This is a genomic window from Stappia sp. ES.058, assembly GCF_900105595.1.
In the GTDB taxonomy this organism is placed as follows: domain Bacteria; phylum Pseudomonadota; class Alphaproteobacteria; order Rhizobiales; family Stappiaceae; genus Stappia.
The window spans coordinates 1,011,034-1,031,948 of record NZ_LT629784.1 but is presented as its reverse complement, the minus strand read 5'-3'; the positions used below and the strand labels follow the sequence as shown (position 1 = coordinate 1,031,948).

At 63.6% G+C, this 20,915-nt stretch carries 14 protein-coding genes; 8 read left to right on the top strand and 6 right to left on the bottom strand.

Annotated features, from left to right (window positions below; genetic code table 11):
* Window positions 1–252 precede the first annotated feature (252 nt).
* Genes BLU32_RS04885 through BLU32_RS04865 form a run of 5 tightly spaced genes read left to right on the top strand, consistent with a single transcriptional unit; the run spans window position 253 to window position 5,829 of the window.
* A complete protein-coding gene (locus tag BLU32_RS04885; protein WP_093805248.1) occupies window positions 253–1,479 on the top strand; it encodes a glycosyltransferase family protein in 1,227 nt (408 codons plus the stop codon).
* A gap of 47 nt (window positions 1,480–1,526) precedes the next feature.
* Window positions 1,527–2,750 carry a glycosyltransferase family 4 protein gene (locus BLU32_RS04880; RefSeq protein ID WP_093805247.1) on the top strand — a complete coding sequence of 408 codons (1,224 nt, stop codon included), beginning with the start codon at window positions 1,527–1,529 and terminating at the stop codon, window positions 2,748–2,750.
* A 9-nt stretch (window positions 2,751–2,759) separates the two neighbouring features.
* A complete protein-coding gene (locus BLU32_RS04875; protein ID WP_093805246.1) occupies window positions 2,760–3,884 on the top strand; it encodes a glycosyltransferase family 4 protein in 1,125 nt (374 codons plus the stop codon).
* The gene (locus BLU32_RS04870; protein ID WP_093805245.1) at window positions 3,881–5,038 is read left to right on the top strand and encodes a glycosyltransferase family protein; all 1,158 of its coding nucleotides are present in this window, start codon (window positions 3,881–3,883) and stop codon (window positions 5,036–5,038) included. The genes BLU32_RS04875 and BLU32_RS04870 overlap by 4 nt, the downstream gene beginning before the upstream one ends.
* Window positions 5,035–5,829, top strand: a complete 795-nt coding sequence (locus BLU32_RS04865; RefSeq protein ID WP_093805244.1) for a polysaccharide deacetylase family protein — start codon at window positions 5,035–5,037, stop codon at window positions 5,827–5,829. The genes BLU32_RS04870 and BLU32_RS04865 overlap by 4 nt, the downstream gene beginning before the upstream one ends.
* Here BLU32_RS04865 and BLU32_RS04860 read toward each other — a convergent pair.
* The 6 genes from BLU32_RS04860 to BLU32_RS04835 form a co-directional block, all read right to left on the bottom strand.
* Complete coding sequence (locus BLU32_RS04860) at window positions 5,786–6,382, bottom strand: trans-aconitate 2-methyltransferase (RefSeq protein WP_093805243.1); 597 nt, start codon at window positions 6,380–6,382, stop codon at window positions 5,786–5,788. The genes BLU32_RS04865 and BLU32_RS04860 overlap by 44 nt on opposite strands.
* A gap of 41 nt (window positions 6,383–6,423) precedes the next feature.
* Window positions 6,424–7,596 carry an ABC transporter permease gene (locus BLU32_RS04855; RefSeq protein WP_093805242.1) on the bottom strand — a complete coding sequence of 391 codons (1,173 nt, stop codon included), beginning with the start codon at window positions 7,594–7,596 and terminating at the stop codon, window positions 6,424–6,426.
* Entirely contained in the window at window positions 7,593–8,618 is a 1,026-nt protein-coding gene (locus BLU32_RS04850; protein WP_093805241.1) for an ABC transporter permease, read from the bottom strand. The genes BLU32_RS04855 and BLU32_RS04850 overlap by 4 nt, the downstream gene beginning before the upstream one ends.
* Window positions 8,619–8,664: 46 nt before the next feature.
* On the bottom strand, window positions 8,665–10,572 hold the full coding sequence (locus BLU32_RS04845) for an ABC transporter substrate-binding protein (RefSeq protein ID WP_093805240.1): 1,908 nt from the start codon (window positions 10,570–10,572) through the stop codon (window positions 8,665–8,667).
* A complete protein-coding gene (locus BLU32_RS04840) occupies window positions 10,569–12,464 on the bottom strand; it encodes an ABC transporter ATP-binding protein (protein ID WP_093805239.1) in 1,896 nt (631 codons plus the stop codon). The genes BLU32_RS04845 and BLU32_RS04840 overlap by 4 nt, the downstream gene beginning before the upstream one ends.
* A gap of 165 nt (window positions 12,465–12,629) precedes the next feature.
* Window positions 12,630–14,465, bottom strand: coding sequence for an adenylate/guanylate cyclase domain-containing protein (locus BLU32_RS04835; RefSeq protein ID WP_172838533.1), 1,836 nt, complete (start codon window positions 14,463–14,465; stop codon window positions 12,630–12,632).
* A gap of 226 nt (window positions 14,466–14,691) precedes the next feature.
* On the opposite strand from BLU32_RS04835, the gene BLU32_RS04830 reads away from it, so the two are divergent.
* From BLU32_RS04830 to BLU32_RS04820, 3 genes are all read left to right on the top strand, one after another.
* Window positions 14,692–15,519: an alpha/beta hydrolase gene (locus tag BLU32_RS04830; protein ID WP_093805237.1), complete on the top strand. Its 828-nt coding sequence runs from the start codon at window positions 14,692–14,694 to the stop codon at window positions 15,517–15,519.
* A gap of 120 nt (window positions 15,520–15,639) precedes the next feature.
* Window positions 15,640–18,285 carry an aminopeptidase N gene (gene pepN, locus BLU32_RS04825; RefSeq protein WP_093805236.1) on the top strand — a complete coding sequence of 882 codons (2,646 nt, stop codon included), beginning with the start codon at window positions 15,640–15,642 and terminating at the stop codon, window positions 18,283–18,285.
* 236 nt (window positions 18,286–18,521) lie between these two features.
* A complete protein-coding gene (locus BLU32_RS04820) occupies window positions 18,522–20,891 on the top strand; it encodes a PAS domain-containing sensor histidine kinase (RefSeq protein WP_093805235.1) in 2,370 nt (789 codons plus the stop codon).
* Window positions 20,892–20,915: the final 24 nt, after the last annotated feature.

Sequence of the window (20,915 nt, the reverse complement as noted above, 5' to 3'; positions counted from 1 at the left end):
GGCGTTTGTCGATCTCGCCTTTGTTGCATCATAACGTGATGGTTTGAAAGCGCCAGTTCACGTCAAAAGCACTTTTGACGATGATCGCATTCCAGGCATGCGACCGTCTGCGGGAGGGTCTGCGGACCTCGCTTCGCACGACACCCGAAACGCAACGGCCTTGCATCATGCTGGCGCCGGAGATAGAGCAATAGGGTGTGAAGGGATGCGTGGTCGTGCTGTACGCTGGTTGCGCTGACCGAGTGGGGCCGAATGACTAACACTTCCCCGAAAGTGCTGATTTACAGCCATGATTCCTTTGGCCTGGGCCACTTGCGGCGCTGCCGCACGATCGCGCATGCGCTCACAGAACGATTCGAGGATCTCTCGGTTCTGATCCTGTCAGGATCCCCGATCATCGGCAGTTTCGAATTCCGATCGCGCGTCGACTTCGTCCGCATTCCAGGCGTCATCAAGCTCAGGAACGGCGAATACACGCCGCTTTCGCTGTCGCTCAACATCGAGCACATTCTGGCGATTCGCTCCTCGATCATCGAGCACACCGCACAGGTGTTCGATCCCGATATCCTGATTGTCGACAAGGAACCGCTCGGCCTGCGCGGCGAGATCCTGAGCACGCTCGAGATGCTCAAGGCTCGCGGAACGACGCGGCTCGTTCTCGGCCTGCGCGACGTAATGGACGATCCCACGCACCTGCGTGAGGAGTGGACCCGCAAGAACGTCGACCCGGCGCTTGAGCGGCTCTACGACGAGATCTGGGTCTACGGACCGCCCGACCTGCACGACCCGCTGGCGGGCATGGACCTCCCGGCCGCGGTGCATGCCAAGGCGACCAACACCGGCTATCTGCGCCGCGACATTCCCGCCGATGCCAAAATCACCGAACCGCTGCCCTTCGACGACGAACCCTATATTCTCGTCACGCCGGGCGGCGGCGGCGACGGCGTCGAGCTTGTCGACTGGGTGATGCGTGCCTATGAAGCCCGCACCCAGCCGCTGTTTCCCGCCCTGATCGTGCTCGGGCCCTTCATGCCGGCTTCCTCGGCGACCGAATTCCTGTCGCGGGCGGAGCACCTTCGCGACGTTCATATCCTGCGCTTCCTGCCGACAATCGAGCCCTACATGGCCGGCGCCAAGGCCATCGTCGGAATGGGCGGCTACAACACCTTTTGCGAGATCCTGTCCTTCGACAAGCCGACACTGATGGTGCCGCGCGTGGTCCCGCGACGGGAACAGTCGATCCGCGCATCCCGCGCCCAAGCCATCGACCTGCTCAAGGTGCTGCCGATCGAAGACTACCCGAACGTGGACAAGATGATCGCGGCGCTCGTTGCCCTGCCGAATTCAAATCCTCCCTCCGCCGCCGGCATCGACAATCTGCTTGGGGGCCTCGACGTGATCGGCGATCGGGTCGAAACCATTCTCGCGCAGAAACCGTTTTCCGGAGAGCTTCTTGTCAACGCGCGCGGCGGCGACTGACCGGCGTCCTCTTCGCCAATTTGCAACCCGCTGAACACCAGGGCCACATGTCGCGTCTCGCCGTTGTCGTAAAAGGCTACCCACGCCTGTCGGAAACCTTCATTGCCCAGGAAATCCTCGGGCTTCAAACGCGCGGGGTCGACCAGCTCATCGTCGCTTTGCGCAAGCCCTACGACCCCTTCATTCATGAGGTGCATCGCCGGATCACGGCTGATGTTCTCTATCTGCCAGAATACCTGAAGGACGACCCCGCCCGCGTGGCCCGGGCGCGCCGATGGGCGCACGCGCGGCCCGAATATGCCGCCGCGCGGGCGCTCTTCGAGGCGGATTTCGCACGCGAATCCAATGCCGGACGGCAGCGACGCTGGGGTCAGGCCTGTGTGCTGGCCCACGAGTTGCCTGACGACGTCTCCTGGATCCACACACATTATCTGCACACGCCCTGCACGGTTGCCCGTTATGCCGCGCATCTGTCGGGCCGGCGCTGGTCGTTTTCCGCCCACGCCAAGGACATCTGGACGAGCGCGGAGTGGGATCTGAAGGTCAAACTCGACGACGCCGCCTGGGGCGTCACCTGCACCAGGGTCAATGTCGATCACCTCAACGCGCTTTCCGGCACGCCGGACAAGGTGGACCTTGTCTATCACGGGCTGGACTTCTCGCCCTTCCCGCTGCCGGATGCCGCGCGAAGCACGACCGACGGATCCGCCGGCTCTCCCGTGCGCCTGCTCTCCGTCGGGCGGGCGGTGGAAAAGAAGGGATACGACGACCTCCTGCATGCCCTGGCCGCATTGCCGCCCGCCCTGCACTGGCACTTCGATCATATCGGTGGTGGGGAAAAAGTGGAGGAGTTGAAGGCGCTCGGCAACCGGCTCGGCCTCAGCAAGCGGATCTCCTGGAAGGGCGCGCGCCCGCGCGAGGACGTGATTGCGGCCGCGAAACGCGCGGATTTCTTCGTGCTGACGTCCAAGATCGCGAAATCCGGGGACCGCGACGGGTTGCCGAACGTCCTGATGGAAGCGCAGGCAATGGGCCTGTGCTGCCTCGCCACCAGGGTCTCCGCGATCCCGGAACTGATCCGCGATGGCGAGACCGGCGTTCTGGTTCCGCCGGCGGATCGCCCGGCGATTGCTGCCGCACTGGAAGCGCTGATCCGTTCGCCCGAGACCCGCGACCGGCTCGGCCGGGCGGCGGCACAGGACGTCCGCGCCCGGTTTTCCGCCGACCCGGGGCTCGATTTTCTGGCAGACCGGTTTCGCAAGATCCTGTAAGGCACAGCCATGCGCATCGCCTTCACCGCTCCGATGAAACCGCTGGACGATCCCGTGCCGTCCGGCGATCGCACCATGGGCCGGCTGATCGTGCGCGCGCTGGAAACGGCGGGGCACGAGGTCTCGGTCGCCTCACGGTTTCGCGCCTGGCGCAAGGACGGCGGCATCGACATGCAGGTCGCGCTGGAGGCCGAGGCGAGGCGTGAGGCGGGCCGGATAGAGAGCCAATGGCGTGCCGCCGGCACGCGCCCGGACGCGTTTCTCACCTATCACCTCTATCACAAGGCGCCAGACTGGATCGGCCCGGCACTCGCCGATGCCTTCGACATTCCCTATGCGGTGATCGAGGCGAGCCGGGCGCCCAAGCGTCGCACCGGCGCCTGGGCGCACGGGTTCGCCGCCGCCGATGCCGCGCTTGCCCGTGCAGACCGCGTCGCAGCGCTCCACAGCGCGGATCTCGAATGCCTGACATCCGTCGTGCCCGCGGAGCGGCTCACCGTCTGCGCGCCCTTCCTGGACGAGGCGCCGTTCCGGCACGCCGCCGAAGCAAAAACCTGCCTCTCCTCGCCAATCCGCCTGCTCGCGGTCGCGATGATGCGACCCGGCGACAAGCGGGCGTCCTACAAGCTTCTGGCGGACGCTCTTGCCCTGCTGCCGGATCGCCCCTGGCAGTTGACCATTGCCGGCGACGGTCCGTGCCAGGCGGAGATCGCGCAATGGTTCGATCCCGCGCGCGTCACCTTCACCGGCGCCGTTACGGAAGACGACATGCCCGCACTCTACGCAGGCCACGACGCGCTCGTCTGGCCGGCGATCCGCGAGGCCTTCGGCTTCGTCTTCCTGGAAGCACAGGCAAGCGGGCTTGCGGTTGTCGGCGGCGACACCTTCGGCGTGCCCGAAGTGGTGGCCGACGGGACCAGCGGGCTTCTGTCACCGGAAGGCGACGTTGCCGCATTCGCCAAAAACCTTGCACGCCTGATGGACGATCCCGGTCTCGTGGCCCATCTGGCACGGGGCGCAACCGCCAACATCAACGGGCGCCACAGCCTGGCGAGCGGGGCGGCGCGTCTCGACGCGCTGATGCGCTGCGCTCAGGCTACGCATGCCGCCGGTTACACAGGAGATCGGCCGTGACGCTATCCGCTTTCATCCACGTCCAGCACCTTCTCGGCACGGGGCACGTGCTGCGCGCTGCGGCCATCGGGCGCGCGCTTGCAGCGCGCGGGGTGTCGGTTACGCTCGCCACCGGCAACACGCTGCCGCCGCATGCCGACGTCGACGGACTGGAGATCGTCGAGCTGCCGCCCGTGCGCGCCGCCGATGCGCGGTTCAAGACGTTCCTCACGCCCGAAGGACGGGAGATCGACGCTGCCTGGAAGGCGGCCCGGCGCCAGGCGACACTGCGCGCCTTCACCGCCCGGCCGCACAACCTGCTTTTGACGGAAACCTGGCCGTTCGGGCGACGTCCCTTCGCGTTTGAGCTGGAGCCGCTGCTCGCGACCGCGCGCGCCGCAAACACGCCGCCGCTGATCGCGGCCTCGATCCGCGACATCCTGGTGCGCAAGCAACAGCTCTGGAAGGAAGAGCAGATGGCCGAACTCGCCGAAACCTTCTACGACCGCGTGCTCGTGCATTCCGACCCCGAATTCATCCGGCTTGAAGACAGTTTCCCCTTTACCGAGCGCGTTGCTCCGCTCTTGCGCTACACCGGCTTCGTCGACACGTCGACCGGGCGTCCTGACGCTCCGCAAGGAGACGGCGAGGACGAGGTGATCGTCTCCTGCGGCGGCGGGGCCGTTGGCGCCGGCCTTCTGGCGGCGGCCATCGACGCGCGCTCGCTGTCCCGGCGGGCCGGGGACTGCATCTGGCGCCTGCTGGCCGGACACGACATCGACGACGGCACCTTTAAGGCCCTTTCGAACAAGGCGCCCACCGGCATTGTTCTGGAACGCGCGCGGCGGGACTTCCCCTCGCTGCTTGCCCGGGCGCGACTCTCCGTCAGCCAGGCGGGCTACAACACGGTCCTCGACGTGCTGCAGGCCGGCATTCCGGCGGTTTTCGTTCCCTTCGCCCAGATCAAGGAATCCGAGCAGCAACAGCGTGCCGAGGCCCTGCAGCGCCACGGACGCGCGGTCGTTACCCCGGAAGCGACTTTGACGCCGGAAAGCCTCGCTGCCGCGATGGACGATGCGCTTGGATTGCCCAGACGTGCTTTCGCGGTTCAAACGGGCGGAGCGGAACGCAGCGCCAAGATCCTGATCGAAGACCTGGAGCAGCGCGAACGATGAGCGACGACGGCTTCACCGAGTTCCGCGCCCTCATCGAGGCGCATCTCGACTGGTTCGCTGGGCGCGGGCTAAGCGTGCCGATCTGGTGGCGCGACGACGACGCGGTGGAACCGACGCCCGCACTCGACCGGCTGATCGCAATCGCCAACACTCATGAAATCGAGGTGTCGCTCGCGGTGATTCCCAAGGGCTCGACCGAAGCGCTTGCCGAGCGGATCGCGGCCGAGCCCTTCGTTGCGGTGCTCCAGCACGGGTTCGCGCACAAGAACCATCAGGACAAGGCAAGGGGCGAGAAGGCTGCGGAGTTCGGATCGCGCCGGGACCCCGATCAGGCAATCAAGGACCTGAAGACCGGCAACGCACGGCTCAAGGCGCTCTTCGGCCCGCGCTTCGTGCCGGTTTTCGTGCCACCCTGGAACCGGCTGGCACCACAGATCGCACGCCGCGTGCCCGAGGCGGGCCTGATTGCCTCATCGACCTTCACGCAGTTTCACCCGCGCGCCCTGCCCTATCTGCAGACGCATATTGACATGATCAAATGGAAGAAGGAGCGCCGCTTCATCGGCTGGCGGTCGGCGGCGCTGCGCTTCGACTACCAGTTGGCGCGGCGGCGCACCAATGTGGACGAACCGCTCGGCATCCTGTCGCATCACCTGGCGCAGAACGACGCGTGTTTCGAGTTTCTGGACCGGACCTTCGATATCCTGCGGGCGCACCGGGGCGCGCATTTTGTCCGCGCCGGCGATCTCAGCCCGCGGATGCCGGCTTCACCAGCCGCAAACGCCAGGTGACGCTCTTCTTGTCGGAGGTCAGCCGGTAATCGTCGAGCACATCCCACTCGGGACCGTCGGTTGCTTCCCACAGGCGGGAGATCAGGCGGTTGGCACCCGACTCCAGGCGCTTGGGCGAATACATCGACACCGCGATCACGCCGCCGGGTGCCAGAAACGGGACATAGCGCGCAACGGCGGCGGCCGGGTCGTCGGAGAAATGCAGCACCTCGTTGAAGACGATGGCGGAGAAGGTCTCGCCCTCCTCCGGCGTGAAGGTGTGCAGATCGCCGGCGCGCAGGGAGGCGAGGTCCGGATCGACATTCGCGATGTTGAGCGCGGCAGGCGCCAGATCGACGCCGACATAGCGCTTGATGCCCATAGGCTGCAGGCGTTCGTAGAGCAGCCCCTCGCCGCAGCCAAGGTCAAGGACGCTGTCCAGTGACTGTGTCAGCGACAACCACATGCCGATGATGCCATAGCGACCGCTTTCGGGCAGGTCGCGCAGGAACGACCAGCGTCCGGCCCGATATTCCTCGTCCCAGCCATCAGCAGTCGATGCATTCTTCGCCATTCTCGTCTCCGGTTCGCCAGCAAGCGTTCGCGCTTCCCGACTCACTTATACGGGTCGGCGGCATCACGCAAACCGTCGCCGAGGAAATTAAAGGCGAGGACGACGATGATGATGGGGACGACGGGCGCCATCAGCCACGGATAGACCACCACGACCGAAATATCCTGCGCCTCGTTGAGCAACACGCCCCAGGACACCGCCGGGCGCCGCAGCCCGAGATTGAGATAAGACAGCGCCGTCTCACCGAGGATCATTGCAGGGATCGAGAGCGACGCGGAGGCGATGATGTGGCTGGTGAACCCGGGCAGCAGATGCTTGCGGATCACGCGCGAGGGCGTCGCGCCCATGAGCGTTGCGGCGCGCGCGTATTCCTCCTCGCGCAGGGCCAGAAGCTTCGAGCGCACCGCGCGCGCCAGCCCCGGCCAGTCGAGAAGCCCCAGGATCACGGTAATGCCCAGATAGATCCACACGGGCGACCAGGTAACCGGAAGGGCGGCGGACAAAGCCATCCACAAGGGAAGCTCCGGCAGCGAGCGCAGGATCTCGATCACGCGCTGGACGAGACTGTCAATGATGCCGCCAAAGAACCCGGCGATCCCGCCGAAAAACAGCCCGAGCACGATGGAGATTGTCACGCCGACAAGGCCGACGGTGAGCGAAAGGCGCGCACCGTAGACGAGCCCGGAAAACACGTCGCGGCCAAGCCTATCCGTGCCAAGCAGGAAGAGCGTCCCGCCCTCAGCCGGACAGAACAGCCGGAAACTCCCGGAAACAAGCCCCCAGAACTCATACTGGGACCCAAAACAGAAGAAGCGGATGGGCTGCACGTCGGTGCGGTCCTCCGTGAACACCCAGCGCACGGTTTCCAGGTCGACGCTGGCCTCAAGTCCGTAGACGAACGGACCGACGAAGCTTCCGTCGTGGAAAAGGTGGATCGATTGCGGCGGCGAATAGAGATGATCGTTGGAGCGTTCGTTCGCCGTATAGGGAGCGATCTGCTCGGCAAAGGGGACAGTGAGATAAAACAGGATCAGGATCGCGCCCGACCACACGGCCAGCTTGTGGCGGCGGAACTTCCACCACATGATCTTCCATTGCGAGGCCTGATAGTACCGCTCTTGCTCGGGCGTCAGTGTCTCGGCTGCGGTCGGATTGAACGGCTCGGGATTGACATAGTGCTCCCGGTCTTTGGGGTCGCCGCCCTGCACGCTCATGATGGTGCCTTTCCGCCCAGGCGAATGCGCGGGTCGAGCACGGCGAGCAACAGGTCGGAGACGAGCATGCCAAACAGCGTCAGGATCGCCACGAAGAGGAGCACGAAGCCGGACAGGAACTGATCCTGCGATTGCAGGGCGTTGAGCAGGATCGGCCCGACCGTCGGAAGGTTGAGCACCACCGACACGATCACCGATCCCGACACCAGAGAGGGAATCAGGTTGCCGATGTCGGCGATGAAGGGATTGAGCGCCATGCGCAGCGGATATTTCAACAAAAGGCGGGCCTCGCGCATGCCCTTGGCGCGGGCTGTCGTGACGTATTGCTTGTGCAACTCATCCAGCAGATTGGCTCTGAGGCGCCGGATCATCGCGGCGGTGCCGGCCGTTCCGATCACGACCGTCGGCACGATCAGGTGCGCAAGGATCGACAACGCCTTGGCGAAGCTCCAGGGTTCGCCGATGTATTGCGGATCCATAAGGCCGCCGATCGACAGTCCGAACCAGCGGTTTGAGAAATACAGCAGGATCAAGCCGAGCAGGAAATTCGGTGTGGCAAGGCCGATGTAGCCCACCAGCGTGAAGCCGTAGTCGCCCCAGGAATATTGCCGCGTCGCCGAGTAGATGCCGATCGGGAAGGACACGACATAAACGAAGAGGATCGTCGCCATGTTGAGCACGATGGTGAGCGGCAGCGTCGGCCCGACAACCTCGGCGACCGGCTTGTCGTATTCGAACGACCAGCCCCAGTTGCCCTGCAGCAAACCATCGAAGCCGTGCGGCCCCGGCCACAGTCCAACCCAGATGAGATAGCGCTCCAGAAAGGGGCGGTCGAGCGCAAATTCGGCGCGCATGAATTCCAGCTTGGCGATCGACGCGCTCTCTCCGGCAGCCTTCAGGGCTGCAATCTGATTGGAAATGTAATCGCCCGCGGGCAACTCGATGATGATGAATGTCAGCAACGAGATGACCAGCAGCGTCGGGATCATCGTCAGGATCCGGCGCAGCACGTAAAATGCCATCAGGCAGCCTCCTGCAGCGACATCGTCATATTGCGTTTCAAACCCGTCATTTCATGAAGAACTCATCCATGCGGTGAATGCCGAAATGCGCGCCGGGATCCCAGCCGTAAATGCCTTCCTCGGGCACATTTCCCAGATTCTTCACGACAACCGGCTGACGCACCTCGGAGATCAGCCCTATATGGATGGTTTCCTGCGCATGGATCTCCAGAATCTCGTGCCAGATGCGGACCCGCTCTGCCTTGGAAGTGGAGATCAGCCACTCGTCGTAGAGCTCGGTCAGCCGCACAGCCGGTGCCCAGTCGGGCTTTTCGCCCGTGCGACCGTCGGTTTCGTAATAGTCGCCCCATCGGGCCCAGGAAAGGAAATCACCCCGCACGGGCACAAAATCCTCCGGCGGCATTTCGGACGTGGGGATGCCGTTTTCAAAGCCCGACCAGACCGACATCACCAGAAGACCCGAAAGCGCGCGCTCGCGCATGATGTCCCGCTGGCTCGGCTTGGGAAAGAGACGTACGCCGATGTCTCTCCAGGTCTCGCCGACGAGTTCCAGCGCATCGAGCTGTTCCTGGCTTTCGCCCGACGCCTCGATGATGATCTCCAGCGGCCGCCCGTCCGGCAGAAGCCTTGTGCCGTCGCTGCGGCGCTCGGTCAGCCCCATCTCGTCGAGCAGCGCATTGGCCTGATCCGGATCGTAAGAGGCGTAGGCCTCCCGGTAATGCTCCTTGAAGAGCGGGCTCTTCGACAGGACCGTATCGTTCCCGGGCTTGCCGAAGCCGAGATAAAGCACCTTGTTGATCAGATCGCGGTCGATTCCCAAAGACAACGCCCGGCGAAAGCGGGTGTCGCGCAAAACCTTGCGCCAGACCGGGTCGGCAACGGTCAGGTTGGGCAGGATCGAGATTTCCGATCCCTTGGAAATCGGCCAAAGGTAGGTCTTGAATTTCCCCGACCTCTCGCCCTGCTTCAGGATCGTAATGTCGGAAAAGCCGATGTTGCGGGCCTGAAGATCAACCTCCCCCGCCTGGGTCTTGGCAGGGATGATCTTGCCGTCGGCGACGGTCATGATCACCCGGTCGATGTAGGGAAGCTGGTTTCCGACCGTATCCACGCGATGGTAATAGGGATTCCGTTCCAGAACGAAGCGCCGCTCCCCGTCATCCTTCACCCGCAGCCACGGCTGCAGGCTCGGAAGATCCGGATTTCGCGCATTGTACATGTCGTCCATCTTGTTGAACAAAGAGGCCCAGTTGCGCAGTTTGCGTTCCGCCGCAAGCTGGGCGATCTCGTCCATGTCGCCATATTTGGCATGAAACTGCTTCAGGTAATGCGCGGGCCGGTAGATGAACGGCGGGCGCGATTTCGCCATCTCGGGCGCAAACAACGGGTTGGGCGCATCCCAGGAAAACCGCACAGTCGTCTCGTCGATCACCTCAAAGACGGGCGGTTTGTCATCGGCCAGCATGAACGCGGGCAGTCCCGCCGGCTGAAGCTTCTCGTTCAGCGCGATATCCTCATACCAGAACCGGATATCCTCGCTGGTGAAGGGTGTGCCATCCGACCATTTGTGTCCTTCGCGCAGATGCAGCGTAAAACGGCGGTCGTCTTCGGAGACCAGGTCCTTGAGAAGATCCGGCACCAGATCGAGGCTCTCATTGTACCCGACGAGACGGGCATAGCCCCACACGTTGATCAGCCGCACGTCCTTGGAGCGCCCGATCAGGGTGTTTATTTCGCCGCCGGACGTGCCGATTTCCCGGCCGGAAGCTTCCAGGTCGACGACCAGCGGCTCCGCCGGTACGCGCTCGGCCACCGGCGGAAGATCCTTGCCAACGCGCTCCGAAAGCCCCGGCGTTTCCTTGAGCTCGAGCGCCGAAACGGGTGTGGCGAACGCGGCAAGCGTCAACAGTGCGATTGACAGGACGGTCGAGGAAAGCCTCAAGCCCAGGCTCATAGTGCAGCCTCCTTGACGGATGAAAGGGGTGCGCGGCCCGCAAGGCCGGGAGCACAGACAAAATGACCCGGCTCCATTTCGACAAGCGTCGGCGTCACGCCGTCGGCCAGTCGATAGGGATGCGGCCAGGCATCGGGTTCCGACGCGCGGCCGGCGTCGAGTTTGGCGAAATCGAGCGGTGCATTCAGATCCGGTTCGGGAACGGAATCGAGCAGCGCGCGCGTATAGGGATGCATCGGATTTTCGATCAGCTCGCGGGTCGGTGCGACCTCGACGACCCGGCCGCGGCACATGACAGCGATGCGGTCGGCGATATAGTCCACGACGGCCAGGTTGTGGCTGACGAAAAGGTAGGTCAGACCTAGCTCACGTTTCAGATCCTTCAGCAGATTGAGTATCTGCGCCTGGACCGATACGTCCAGCGCGGAGGTCGGCTCATCGCAAAGGATGAACTCGGGATTGAGCGCAAGCGCACGCGCAATGCCGATGCGCTGACGCTGCCCGCCGGAAAAGGAATGCGGATAGCGGCGCAGGAACCGGGCGTCGAGGCCGACCAGCCGCATCAGTTCGCGGACGCGTTCGGCCCGCTCGGCCGGTGTGCCCACCTTGTGGATCACCAGCGGCTCGGAGAGGAGGTCGTTCACCGTCATGCGCGGGTTTAGCGAGGAAAACGGGTCCTGGAAAATCAGCTGGACCCGCTTTCGGTAGTCGAGCAGACCCGCCCCGGAAAGCCTGGCGACGTCCACCGGCCCGGAGCCGGCATCGTAGCTGATCTCGCCCTCATCGATCTCGAGCGCACGCAGGATCGCCTTTGCCGTCGTGGTCTTTCCGGACCCGGATTCGCCAACGAGCCCCAGGCATTCTCCGCGATTGACGGTCAGATTAATGTCGTCGAGCGCGAGCAGCGCATGGGACTTTCCGCCGAAAAAGCCGCTCTTGCGGGTCACGAAGCGTTTTGTCACGCCCGAGAGAGTGGCCAGCGGGGTGCCCGGCGTGGCCGCGCGGGTGCGTCCGCTTTTCAGAAAGCCTTCCGCATGCGGTTTGATGGGACGAATGGGAACAAGACGCTCCCCCGCTTCCATGCCGAAGCGTGGCACCGCGTTGAGGAGTGCCTTGAGATAGGCGTGCTGCGGATTGCCGAAAAGTTCGGCGGCACTGCCCTGCTCCATCACCCGTCCGTGATAGACGACCACCACCTCGTCGGCCATGTTGGCGACCACCCCGAAGTCGTGGGTGATCAGCAGCATCGACATCTTCAGGGTTTCCTGGACGTCCTTCATCAGCTTCAGGATTTCCGCCTGAATGGTGACGTCGAGCGCGGTTGTCGGCTCATCCGCGATCAGGAGCGCGGGATGGCAGATCATCGCCATGGCGATCATCGCGCGCTGGCGCAGGCCGCCGGACAGTTCGAACGGATAGGCGTCGAGCCCGCGGACCGGATCGGGAAACCGAACAAGGCTCAGCATTTCGCGCGTCAGTTCGCGCGCTTCCGACGCACCGGCGCCGCGATGAAGCTGTGCCGCTTCGCCGATCTGGTCGCCGATGGTGTGCAACGGCGAGAGCGAGGTCATCGGCTCCTGAAAAATGATGGCGATGCGATTTCCGCGGATCGCGCGCAGCGTCGACCCCTTGCGGTTAAGCGTGGCGATATCCACCGGAGACCCGTCGCTTGCCGGGTCCCGGAACAGAACGCGACCGCCGGTGATCTGCGCCTTTTCCGGCAACAGCCCCATGATCGTCTGGGAAACGACGGTTTTTCCGGACCCGGATTCGCCAACCAGAGCAACGGTACGGTTTTCCGGGACGGAGAAAGACACTCCGTTCACCGCACGCGCACGTCCCTCCGCAGTCAAAAAATCGACGCTCAGATCGTCGACCGTCAACACATCCACTTAGTCCGCCCTCCTCCCGGCGAGATCGCGTTGATGCAAGGCGCGGAAAAATCCGCTTGCGAGAGCGTCTTGCCGGCTCGCCTGCCCCTCCGACACCGTGTCATGGCAACTCTAAAGACAAGTGATGAAAATCACAAAAGAATGTCTTGCGTTTGATGGTGCATTTCATTCGCCGGCAAGTCCCAGGGACGCGGACGCGACAGGCTCGACAGGCATGACGGTGTCATCGATCCGCCACACGGTGACGGGTCCGCTGCGGCCACGCAACTGATAAGCGCCGAGCGGAGCAGCCCCTGCCGCTCCGATACGCGAAACCGTTTCGTCGCTTGCCAGAATCACCACTTCGGCGTCGGGCGCAACGTCTCGGCCGAGTGTTTGAAGACGTTCGCAGAGATTTACGGCATCCCCAACAACCGTGTAGTTCCAGCGGTCGAGAGCTCCGACATTGCCGACCACGGCCCTGCCGCTGTGAATGCCGATGCGCAGCCGGATCGGCTCGCGGCCGTCTTCGACGGCTTTCTCGTTGGCCGCCTGCACGCTCCGCGAAATAGCGAGACAGGCGCGGGTCGCCGCCATCGCATGATCTTCGCGCCTGTCGGGCGCCCCCCAGAACGCCAGCATCCCGTCGCCGACGAACTTGTCGACCGTGCCGCCTTCCGCTTCCACGGCCGCAACAAGAAGAGCGAAATGATCGTTCAACAGGCGCGCGGTTTCCGGCGCCGTCAGGTGCTCCGAGACCGACGTGAAGCCGACGATGTCGGTGAAAATGCAGGTCAGGTCGCGTTCCTGGGCTACGGCCGCGCTGTCGACACCAAGGCGCATGAGCTTGCGAAACAGGCTGCGCGGCACATAAGTGTTCATCGCCTTCAGACCGATCACCATCGCATTGAAGGCCTGATAGACCTGATCGAGTTCCCTGATCCGGCTTCTCGGCAATGGGTCAACCTGGTCGAAGTCCAGCGATCCGACATATTCAGCCCGCCGAGCGATTTCCGACAGCGGGCGCGCCGCCCGGCGGACGAGCAGGATGGAAAGACCCAGCGCGATCACGATCGACACCAGCCCGACCGCAGCGGATCCGAACAGGCGTTGCACCTCGCGCGAGATGCTGGATGCCTCGTAATACTGGCCGACCGTCCAGACGCCCGGACCGTAGCCGGCGATCGTCTTGGTCATGGACAGATAGTCGGGCCCGTCATCGGACGTTTCCATGTCGCGCACATCGACGCCTGCCGCGTTCGCCCGACGGAAGTTTTCCAGACGCGGGCTCGTCCTGAAGCGTTGAAGGGCGACATCGCCGAGATCGGCTATCCTGGCCGGCAACACTGCCGGTTTGCCATCGATCTGCGGCAGTCGCTCCAGGTCGGAATGGGCAATGACCTCGTCGCCGTTCGCGATGATGAAGACGGTCGCGAAGGGGCCGTCGTCGAGCTGACGTACGGTGTTTCCGATTTCCTCGGTGGAAACGGCGGCGGTCAGATAGCCCGAAAGCCGCCCTGCCTCCACGAGCGGAACCGTGACATTGGCATAGAGCGAACCGTCCGAAGTCATCAGCGGACCCCAGGTCGCAGGCGCATTCATGCCGATTTCGGGAAGGCTGTAGCGCGATGCGACTTCCGGCACCTGCTGGCGCCGGAACGGCCAAAGCTTCCCGGTTTCCGACCGGTAGACGCCGAACTCCTCGCCACCGGGATGCGAAATGACGAGCACATCGATCGCCGGATTGGCATGCACGGCCGCAAGCAGCACCGGGCGAAGATCGGGAAACGCGACCGGCCCGAGCGGTCGCCCGTCAAGCTGCGTCTTAAGGCCGTTGACCGCGCTTGCCGCCAGATCAAGATGATCGCGCACCTGGCGTTCGAGCGCACCGGTGGCCAGAACCGCCTTGTCGTTCAGCAGCGAAAAGGTGTTTTGGACGTTGGCGGTCACGGCCAAGCCAAGCACGAGCAGCATCGACACGGTCAGGAGCGAGCCGAAGGCCACCCCCACCAGGGCCGTCATCGAGATCCCCCGCACGCGGGAGCGGCCATATTGTCTCAAACGCCTGATCATTCCGCGCGTCGATTCCTGTCAGTGCCGTCTTTGAAATCAGACGCACCTTATAACGGAACGCCCCTTGATCGCGACCCCGCCCTTCACGCTCGTCTGCCGACCGATATCGAGCGCGCCCTCTCTGTACTCATAGGCAACGGGCGGGTAAGACGACAGGTGAAACAGGAGCGCGAGCGTGATTGACTACGAAGCGGAATACAACAACAGGTCCCTCGTGCCGGAACACCCGGCGCAAATCGAAGGCTGGAAGCGGGATGCCGCCGCCTACCGCGCGGAAGCGACGTGCGACCTTGCGATTCCCTATGAACTGTCCGAGCGCACGACCTACGATCTTTTCCTGCCCGCAGGCGGCATGCCGCTTGGCGGCGCCATCGGCCTGTTCCTGCATGGCGGATACTGGCAGGCGCTCGACCGCACCTTCTTCTCCCATATGGCCCGGGGGATCGTCGCGCACGGCATTCCCTGCGCCGTCGCCAACTACACCCTGTGCCCCCAGGTCCGCGTCGGAGACATCACCGAGGAGATCCGCCATTTGGCCGGCCACCTGTGGGAACGCTACCGCAAGCCCATCGTCGCCTTCGGCCATTCTGCGGGCGGCCATCTGACCGCCGCCCTGCTCGCGACCGACTGGGCGCAACGCGGCCTGCCGCTGCGCCTGGTGCCCGCCGGGCTTTCGATTTCCGGGGTCTTCGACCTGCAGCCGCTGATCGACACCACGCTCAATGCAAATCTGCGCCTTGACCGCAAGGAGGCCATCGACGCCTCGCCGCTGGCGATGGTGGCACCGTCGGGCACCCACCTCACTGCCGCCGTGGGTGGCGGCGAATCCGGCGAGTTCATCCGCCAGTCGCGCATCATCGCCGACATCTGGGGGCGCGGTGGCGTCGACACCCGGCTCGACATTCGCGGGCAGGACAACCATTTCACCGTGATCGCCCCGCTTGCAGATCCGCACAGCGATCTGACGGATGCCCTCGTCACCATGGCCCGTACAATCTGCTGACCGTCAATCGACCGGCGCGGTCGACCCGCGCGAACACCACGTGCCGTATGCCTCAAGCCGCCCCCGTCATCGAACGGGCGCCGGCGGCCAAGGATGCGAGCCGCAAAAAAGGAGCCAATCATGCGCACGGAGATCTCCGCACCGGTCCGCCTCGAGGAGTATCGTTCGCCGAGTTTCGAGATCGACACCGTCCATCTCGATATCCGGCTGGCGCCGCGCGCGACCCGCGTTTCGGCACGCCTCTCGGTTCGCCGCGCAGCGAATACGCCGGCAAGCGAACCGCTTGTTCTCGATGGCGACGAACTAACCCTCGTTTCGCTTGCACTCGACGGTCAGGTGCTCGCCACCGACCGCTACCGCGCGACCCCGTCGCGGCTGGAAATCGACGCCCTGCCCGACGGCCCGTTCCAGCTCGACATTGAAACGCGGCTCGACCCGGACGCAAACACCAAGCTGATGGGCCTCTACCGCTCGAACGGCACCTATTGCACACAATGCGAGGCGGAAGGATTTCGCCGGATCACCTATTTCCTCGACCGGCCGGATTGCCTTTCCGTCTACACCACCCGCATCGAGGCGCGCGCCAGCGAGGCGCCGCTCCTGCTCGGCAACGGCAACCCGGTTGAACACGGCGCGGTGCCGGGAACGGATCGCCACTATGCGATCTGGCACGACCCGCATCCCAAGCCGAGCTATTTGTTCGCGCTTGTCGCCGGCGACCTCGCCTGTGTCAGCGACAGATTTACCACCGCCGAAGGCAAAGATGTCGCGCTCAACATCTATGTGGAGCATGGCAACGAGGCCCATTGCGCCTGGGCGATGGACAGCCTCAAGCGCTCGATGCGCTGGGACGAAGAGGTCTTCGGCCGGTGTTACGACCTCGACGTGTTCAACATCGTCGCCGTGTCCGACTTCAACATGGGCGCGATGGAGAACAAGGGCCTCAACATCTTCAACGACAAATACGTTCTGGCCGATCCCGACACGGCGACCGACCAGGATTATGCCGGCATCGAGGCCGTCATTGCCCATGAGTATTTCCACAACTGGACCGGAAACCGCATCACCTGCCGCGACTGGTTCCAGCTGTGCCTCAAGGAGGGCCTGACAGTGTTCCGCGACCAGGAGTTCTCCGCCGACATGCGTTCGCGTTCCGTCAAGCGGATCTCCGACGTGCGCCTGCTGAAATCGCACCAGTTTCCCGAGGACGCGGGACCGCTGGCGCATCCGGTGCGCCCGCGCCTCTATCACGAGATCAACAACTTCTACACGGCCACCGTCTACGAGAAAGGCGCGGAAGTCGTGCGCATGCTCAAAACGGTGCTGGGCGCGGAGGATTTTCGCCGTGGAATGGACCTCTTCTTCGACCGGCACGACGGCGAGGCGACGACGGTCGAAGCCTTTCTCGCCTGTTTCGCGGAAGCGAGCGGACGCGACCTGGACCAGTTCGCGCTTTGGTACGAACAGGCCGGCACGCCGACCCTGCGGATCGACAGCGACTACGATGCCTCCGAGAAGCGCCTCACACTGACGATCAGGCAGCAGACACCGCCAACACCGAAACAGGCCGACAAGCCGGCCTTGCATGTTCCCTTGCGGATCGGTCTCGTCGATGCGACCGGTGCAGACCTTCCGTACACGTCCGTAACCGGTGCGGAAACGACCGGCGACGTGGTTCACATCACGGCGCCTGTGCAGAAGGTCGTCTTTCACGATGTTGCCGAACAGCCGGTCGCGTCTCTTCTGCGCGGGTTTTCCGCTCCGGTAACCCTGAAGAGCGACCTGGACGATACGGACCTCCTGTTCCTCGCCGCCAATGACGCAGACGCCTTCAACCGCTGGGAAGCGTTGCAGACGGTCATCTTCAAGGCGCTGATCGAGCAGACCTCTGCCGGCCCGCGCCAGCAACGGCTGGCAATCGACCCGCGCCTGATCGCCGCGATCGAGGCGACCATGGCAGACGACGCTCTCGAGCCTGCCTTCAGGGCCCTGTGCCTTCAGTTGCCAGGCGAGGCCGACATCGCGCGGGAGATCGGAAGCAATGTCGACCCGGAGGCGATCCATCTCGCCCGCGCGCAAATGCGCGCCGGACTGGCATCCGCACTTGGCCCGGTCGTAAAACGGGTCTACGGCGACATGAAGGACACGGCGCCCTATAGCCCGGATGCGGCCTCGGCCGGCCGGCGCGCGCTGAAGAATGTCCTGCTCGACTATCTGGGACATGCACAAGGCGGCGGGAATGACGCCACCGTCCGGCACCATTTCGACGTCGCCGACAACATGACGGATCGGCTCGCAGCCCTGACCGTTCTGGTTCACGCGCGCCTGCCGGGATACAAGGAGGCGCTCGACGCCTTCGCTCAACGCCATGCCGGCACGCCTCTTGCCATGGACAAGTGGTTCATGGTGCAGGCAACCGCTCCAGGCGACGAGACGCTGGCATCGGTCCAGGCGCTTACCCGGCATCCAGGGTTCTCGCCGGCCAACCCCAACCGCGTGCGGGCGCTGATCGGCGCCTTCGCCAGCGGCAACCAGTCCCAGTTCAATCGGGCCGATGGTGCGGGCTTCGATTTCATCGCCGACTTTGCCCTTGAGCTCGACACACGAAATCCTCAGGCCGCCGCCCGGCTTCTCTCCGCGTTCCGGTCATGGCGCGCGCTTGAACCCGTGCGGCGCGCCCGGGCGAAAACAACGCTCGAAGGCATGGCGCAGGCCGCAGACCTGTCTCCAGACGTCCGCGATATCGTCGACCGGTGCCTGCAATAGATACCTCTCGGACTCCTGCTGAGGCGACGGGCCGACAGCGTCCGCCGCCCTCACACCCTGTCCAGCAAGCGTAGACTCGCGATAGTTGTGTTTAACATCGACACATTAACCTTCGATTAACTATATTTTTCTTGCCCAGCTATGGACAAAATCGGCGAATGCGATTCAAATGAAGTTGATTCGAACGCCTGTTGCGTTCTTGTTGTGGCAAAATCGATACATCGGGAGCCATTACGATGGCGCGTGCCCTTGCAGGCTCAGCGTCCGCACGTCGATTCGCGGACCTGCTTCGGAAACAACGCGACGCACAGTCGCTGACCGGACATATTCGCCTGCTGGCTCAGCCGGCGTATCAGCGCCTCCTGACGGCGGAGCCCTTCTTTCGTCGCGCCATCCCAATTCTATGCGTCGTCTTCATCGCAACACTCGCAACCTATCGCGCCCTGACGCTTTCCTATGAGCACGAAGAGACGGATCAGCGCGCCCGCGACGACCTGACAATGATCGCCACCACCCTCGCCGCGCGTCTGGGTGCCGAAGAAGCGGACCTGCCGGAACTCGGTTTCCGAACCGCCTTGCAGGCGGCCCTTGCCGACAGCCTGCCGCCGCGTGCCACAAGCGATGCCCGGCGCATCCTCGTCGCCGACAAGGATGGCCTCATTGTCGCAACCGCCCCGATCCGCTCCGACCTTGAGGGACGGCCTCTCTCCGATCTCCTGGGGGCCGGCCAGCCGCTGACGGTCTTCGGCGCACGCGCGGGCGTTCTGACGGTTGGCGCGGACACCGATGACGAAGCCTATGCCACCGTTCATCATCTGGACGGGCGCCTGGGCATGGTCGCACTTGTTCAGTCCAAGGACATGCTGTTTTCCGAATGGCGCGCAAGCGTATCCGCCAATGTGACCCTCTTCGTCGGCACCGCATCGGTGATGCTGATTTTGATCTATGCCTTCTTTGCGCAGGCAACACGGGCCGAGCAGGCCGACCAGATCTACGCTGCCACACGCGCGCGCATCGATCTTGCCCTCAACCGCGGCCGGTGCGGCCTGTTCGACTGGGATCTTTCGCGCGGCCGGATCTTCTGGTCGGCCTCGCTCTACGAAATGCTCGGAATGCCGCCAAGGGACGATATTCTGGGGTTTTCGGAGATCTCGGCCCTCACGCATCCTGACGATATCGACCTCTACACCCTGGCTGAATCCCTGCTGGAGACCGGCGAAACGACCGTCGACAAACAGTTCCGCATGCGCCACGCCAACGGCGAATGGGTGTGGCTGCGGGCGCGGGCCCAGGTGCAAAGCGAACCGGGCATCTCCGAACCTCACCTGATCGGCATTTGCATCGACGTCACCGAACAAAAACAGCTTGCCGAGCAAAGCCGAACTGCAGACCTGCGTCTGCGCGATGCCATCGAAACGATTTCCGAAGCCTTCGTTCTCTGGGACACCGAGAACCGCATGGTGATGTGCAACTCCAATTACCAGACGCTTCACAACCTGCCGAACGCAGCCATCAAGGCCGGAACGCCATATGCCCACGTGATGTCGAGCGCCCGCCAAACGGTCGTGTCCGCGAGCCCCACCATCGGCAGCGACGGCTCCGATCCCTCCTCAAGCTATGAGGCGCATCTCGCCGACGGGCGCTGGCTGCAGATTTCCGAACGCCGCACCAAGGACGGCGGCTTCGTGTCGGTCGGCACCGACATCACGGCGCTGAAGCGACACGAAGAAAAGCTGATGGAAAGCGAACGCCGACTGATGGCGACGGTCGCCGATTTGCGCCAATCGCGCCAGAAGCTGGAAATTCAGGCACAGCAGCTGGTCGAACTCGCGGAGAAGTATTCGGAAGAAAAGACAAAGGCCGAAGAAGCCAACCAGGCAAAAAGCGAATTCCTTGCCAACATCTCCCACGAGCTGCGCACACCGCTCAATGCGATCATCGGATTTTCCGAGATCATGGACCAGGGCATGTTCGGACCGCTCGGATCGGACAAGTACAGCGAATATTGCAGCGATATTCACGACAGCGGCCGCTACCTGCTCAACGTCATCAACGACATTCTCGACATGTCGAAGATCGAGGCCGGCCGGCTGGAGCTGAAACACGAGGACATGAACTTTGGCGCTGTCGTGAGCGACGTCTCGCGGATTATCGCCTCGGCGGCCGACGAGAAGAACATCTCGGTCACGTCTAAAACCGCAGATGACCTGTCGCTTGTCGGCGACCGTCGGGCGATGAAACAGGTTCTCCTGAACCTCTTGGCAAATGCGGTGAAATTCACCCCGGACGGTGGCGCGGTCAGCCTGACGGCCGACCATTCCGGCACGGGCGACGCAGCGCAGATCGTCGTCGCCATCACCGATACCGGCATCGGCATCAAGCAAAGCGATATCCTTCGCCTCGCCAAGCCGTTCGTTCAGGTCGAAAACCAGTTTACCAAGACCCACAAGGGGTCAGGCCTTGGCCTTGCCATCGCGCAATCGCTGATCAAGCTGCATGGCGGCACCATGGACATCCAGTCAACGGTCGGAAAAGGCACCTGCGTCACGGTGTCCCTGCCGGTCAACCGCCCTGTCGTGCTGCCGGCAAACCTGCCCGCCGCCTGAACCGCGCGGGCAATTCCGCCCTAA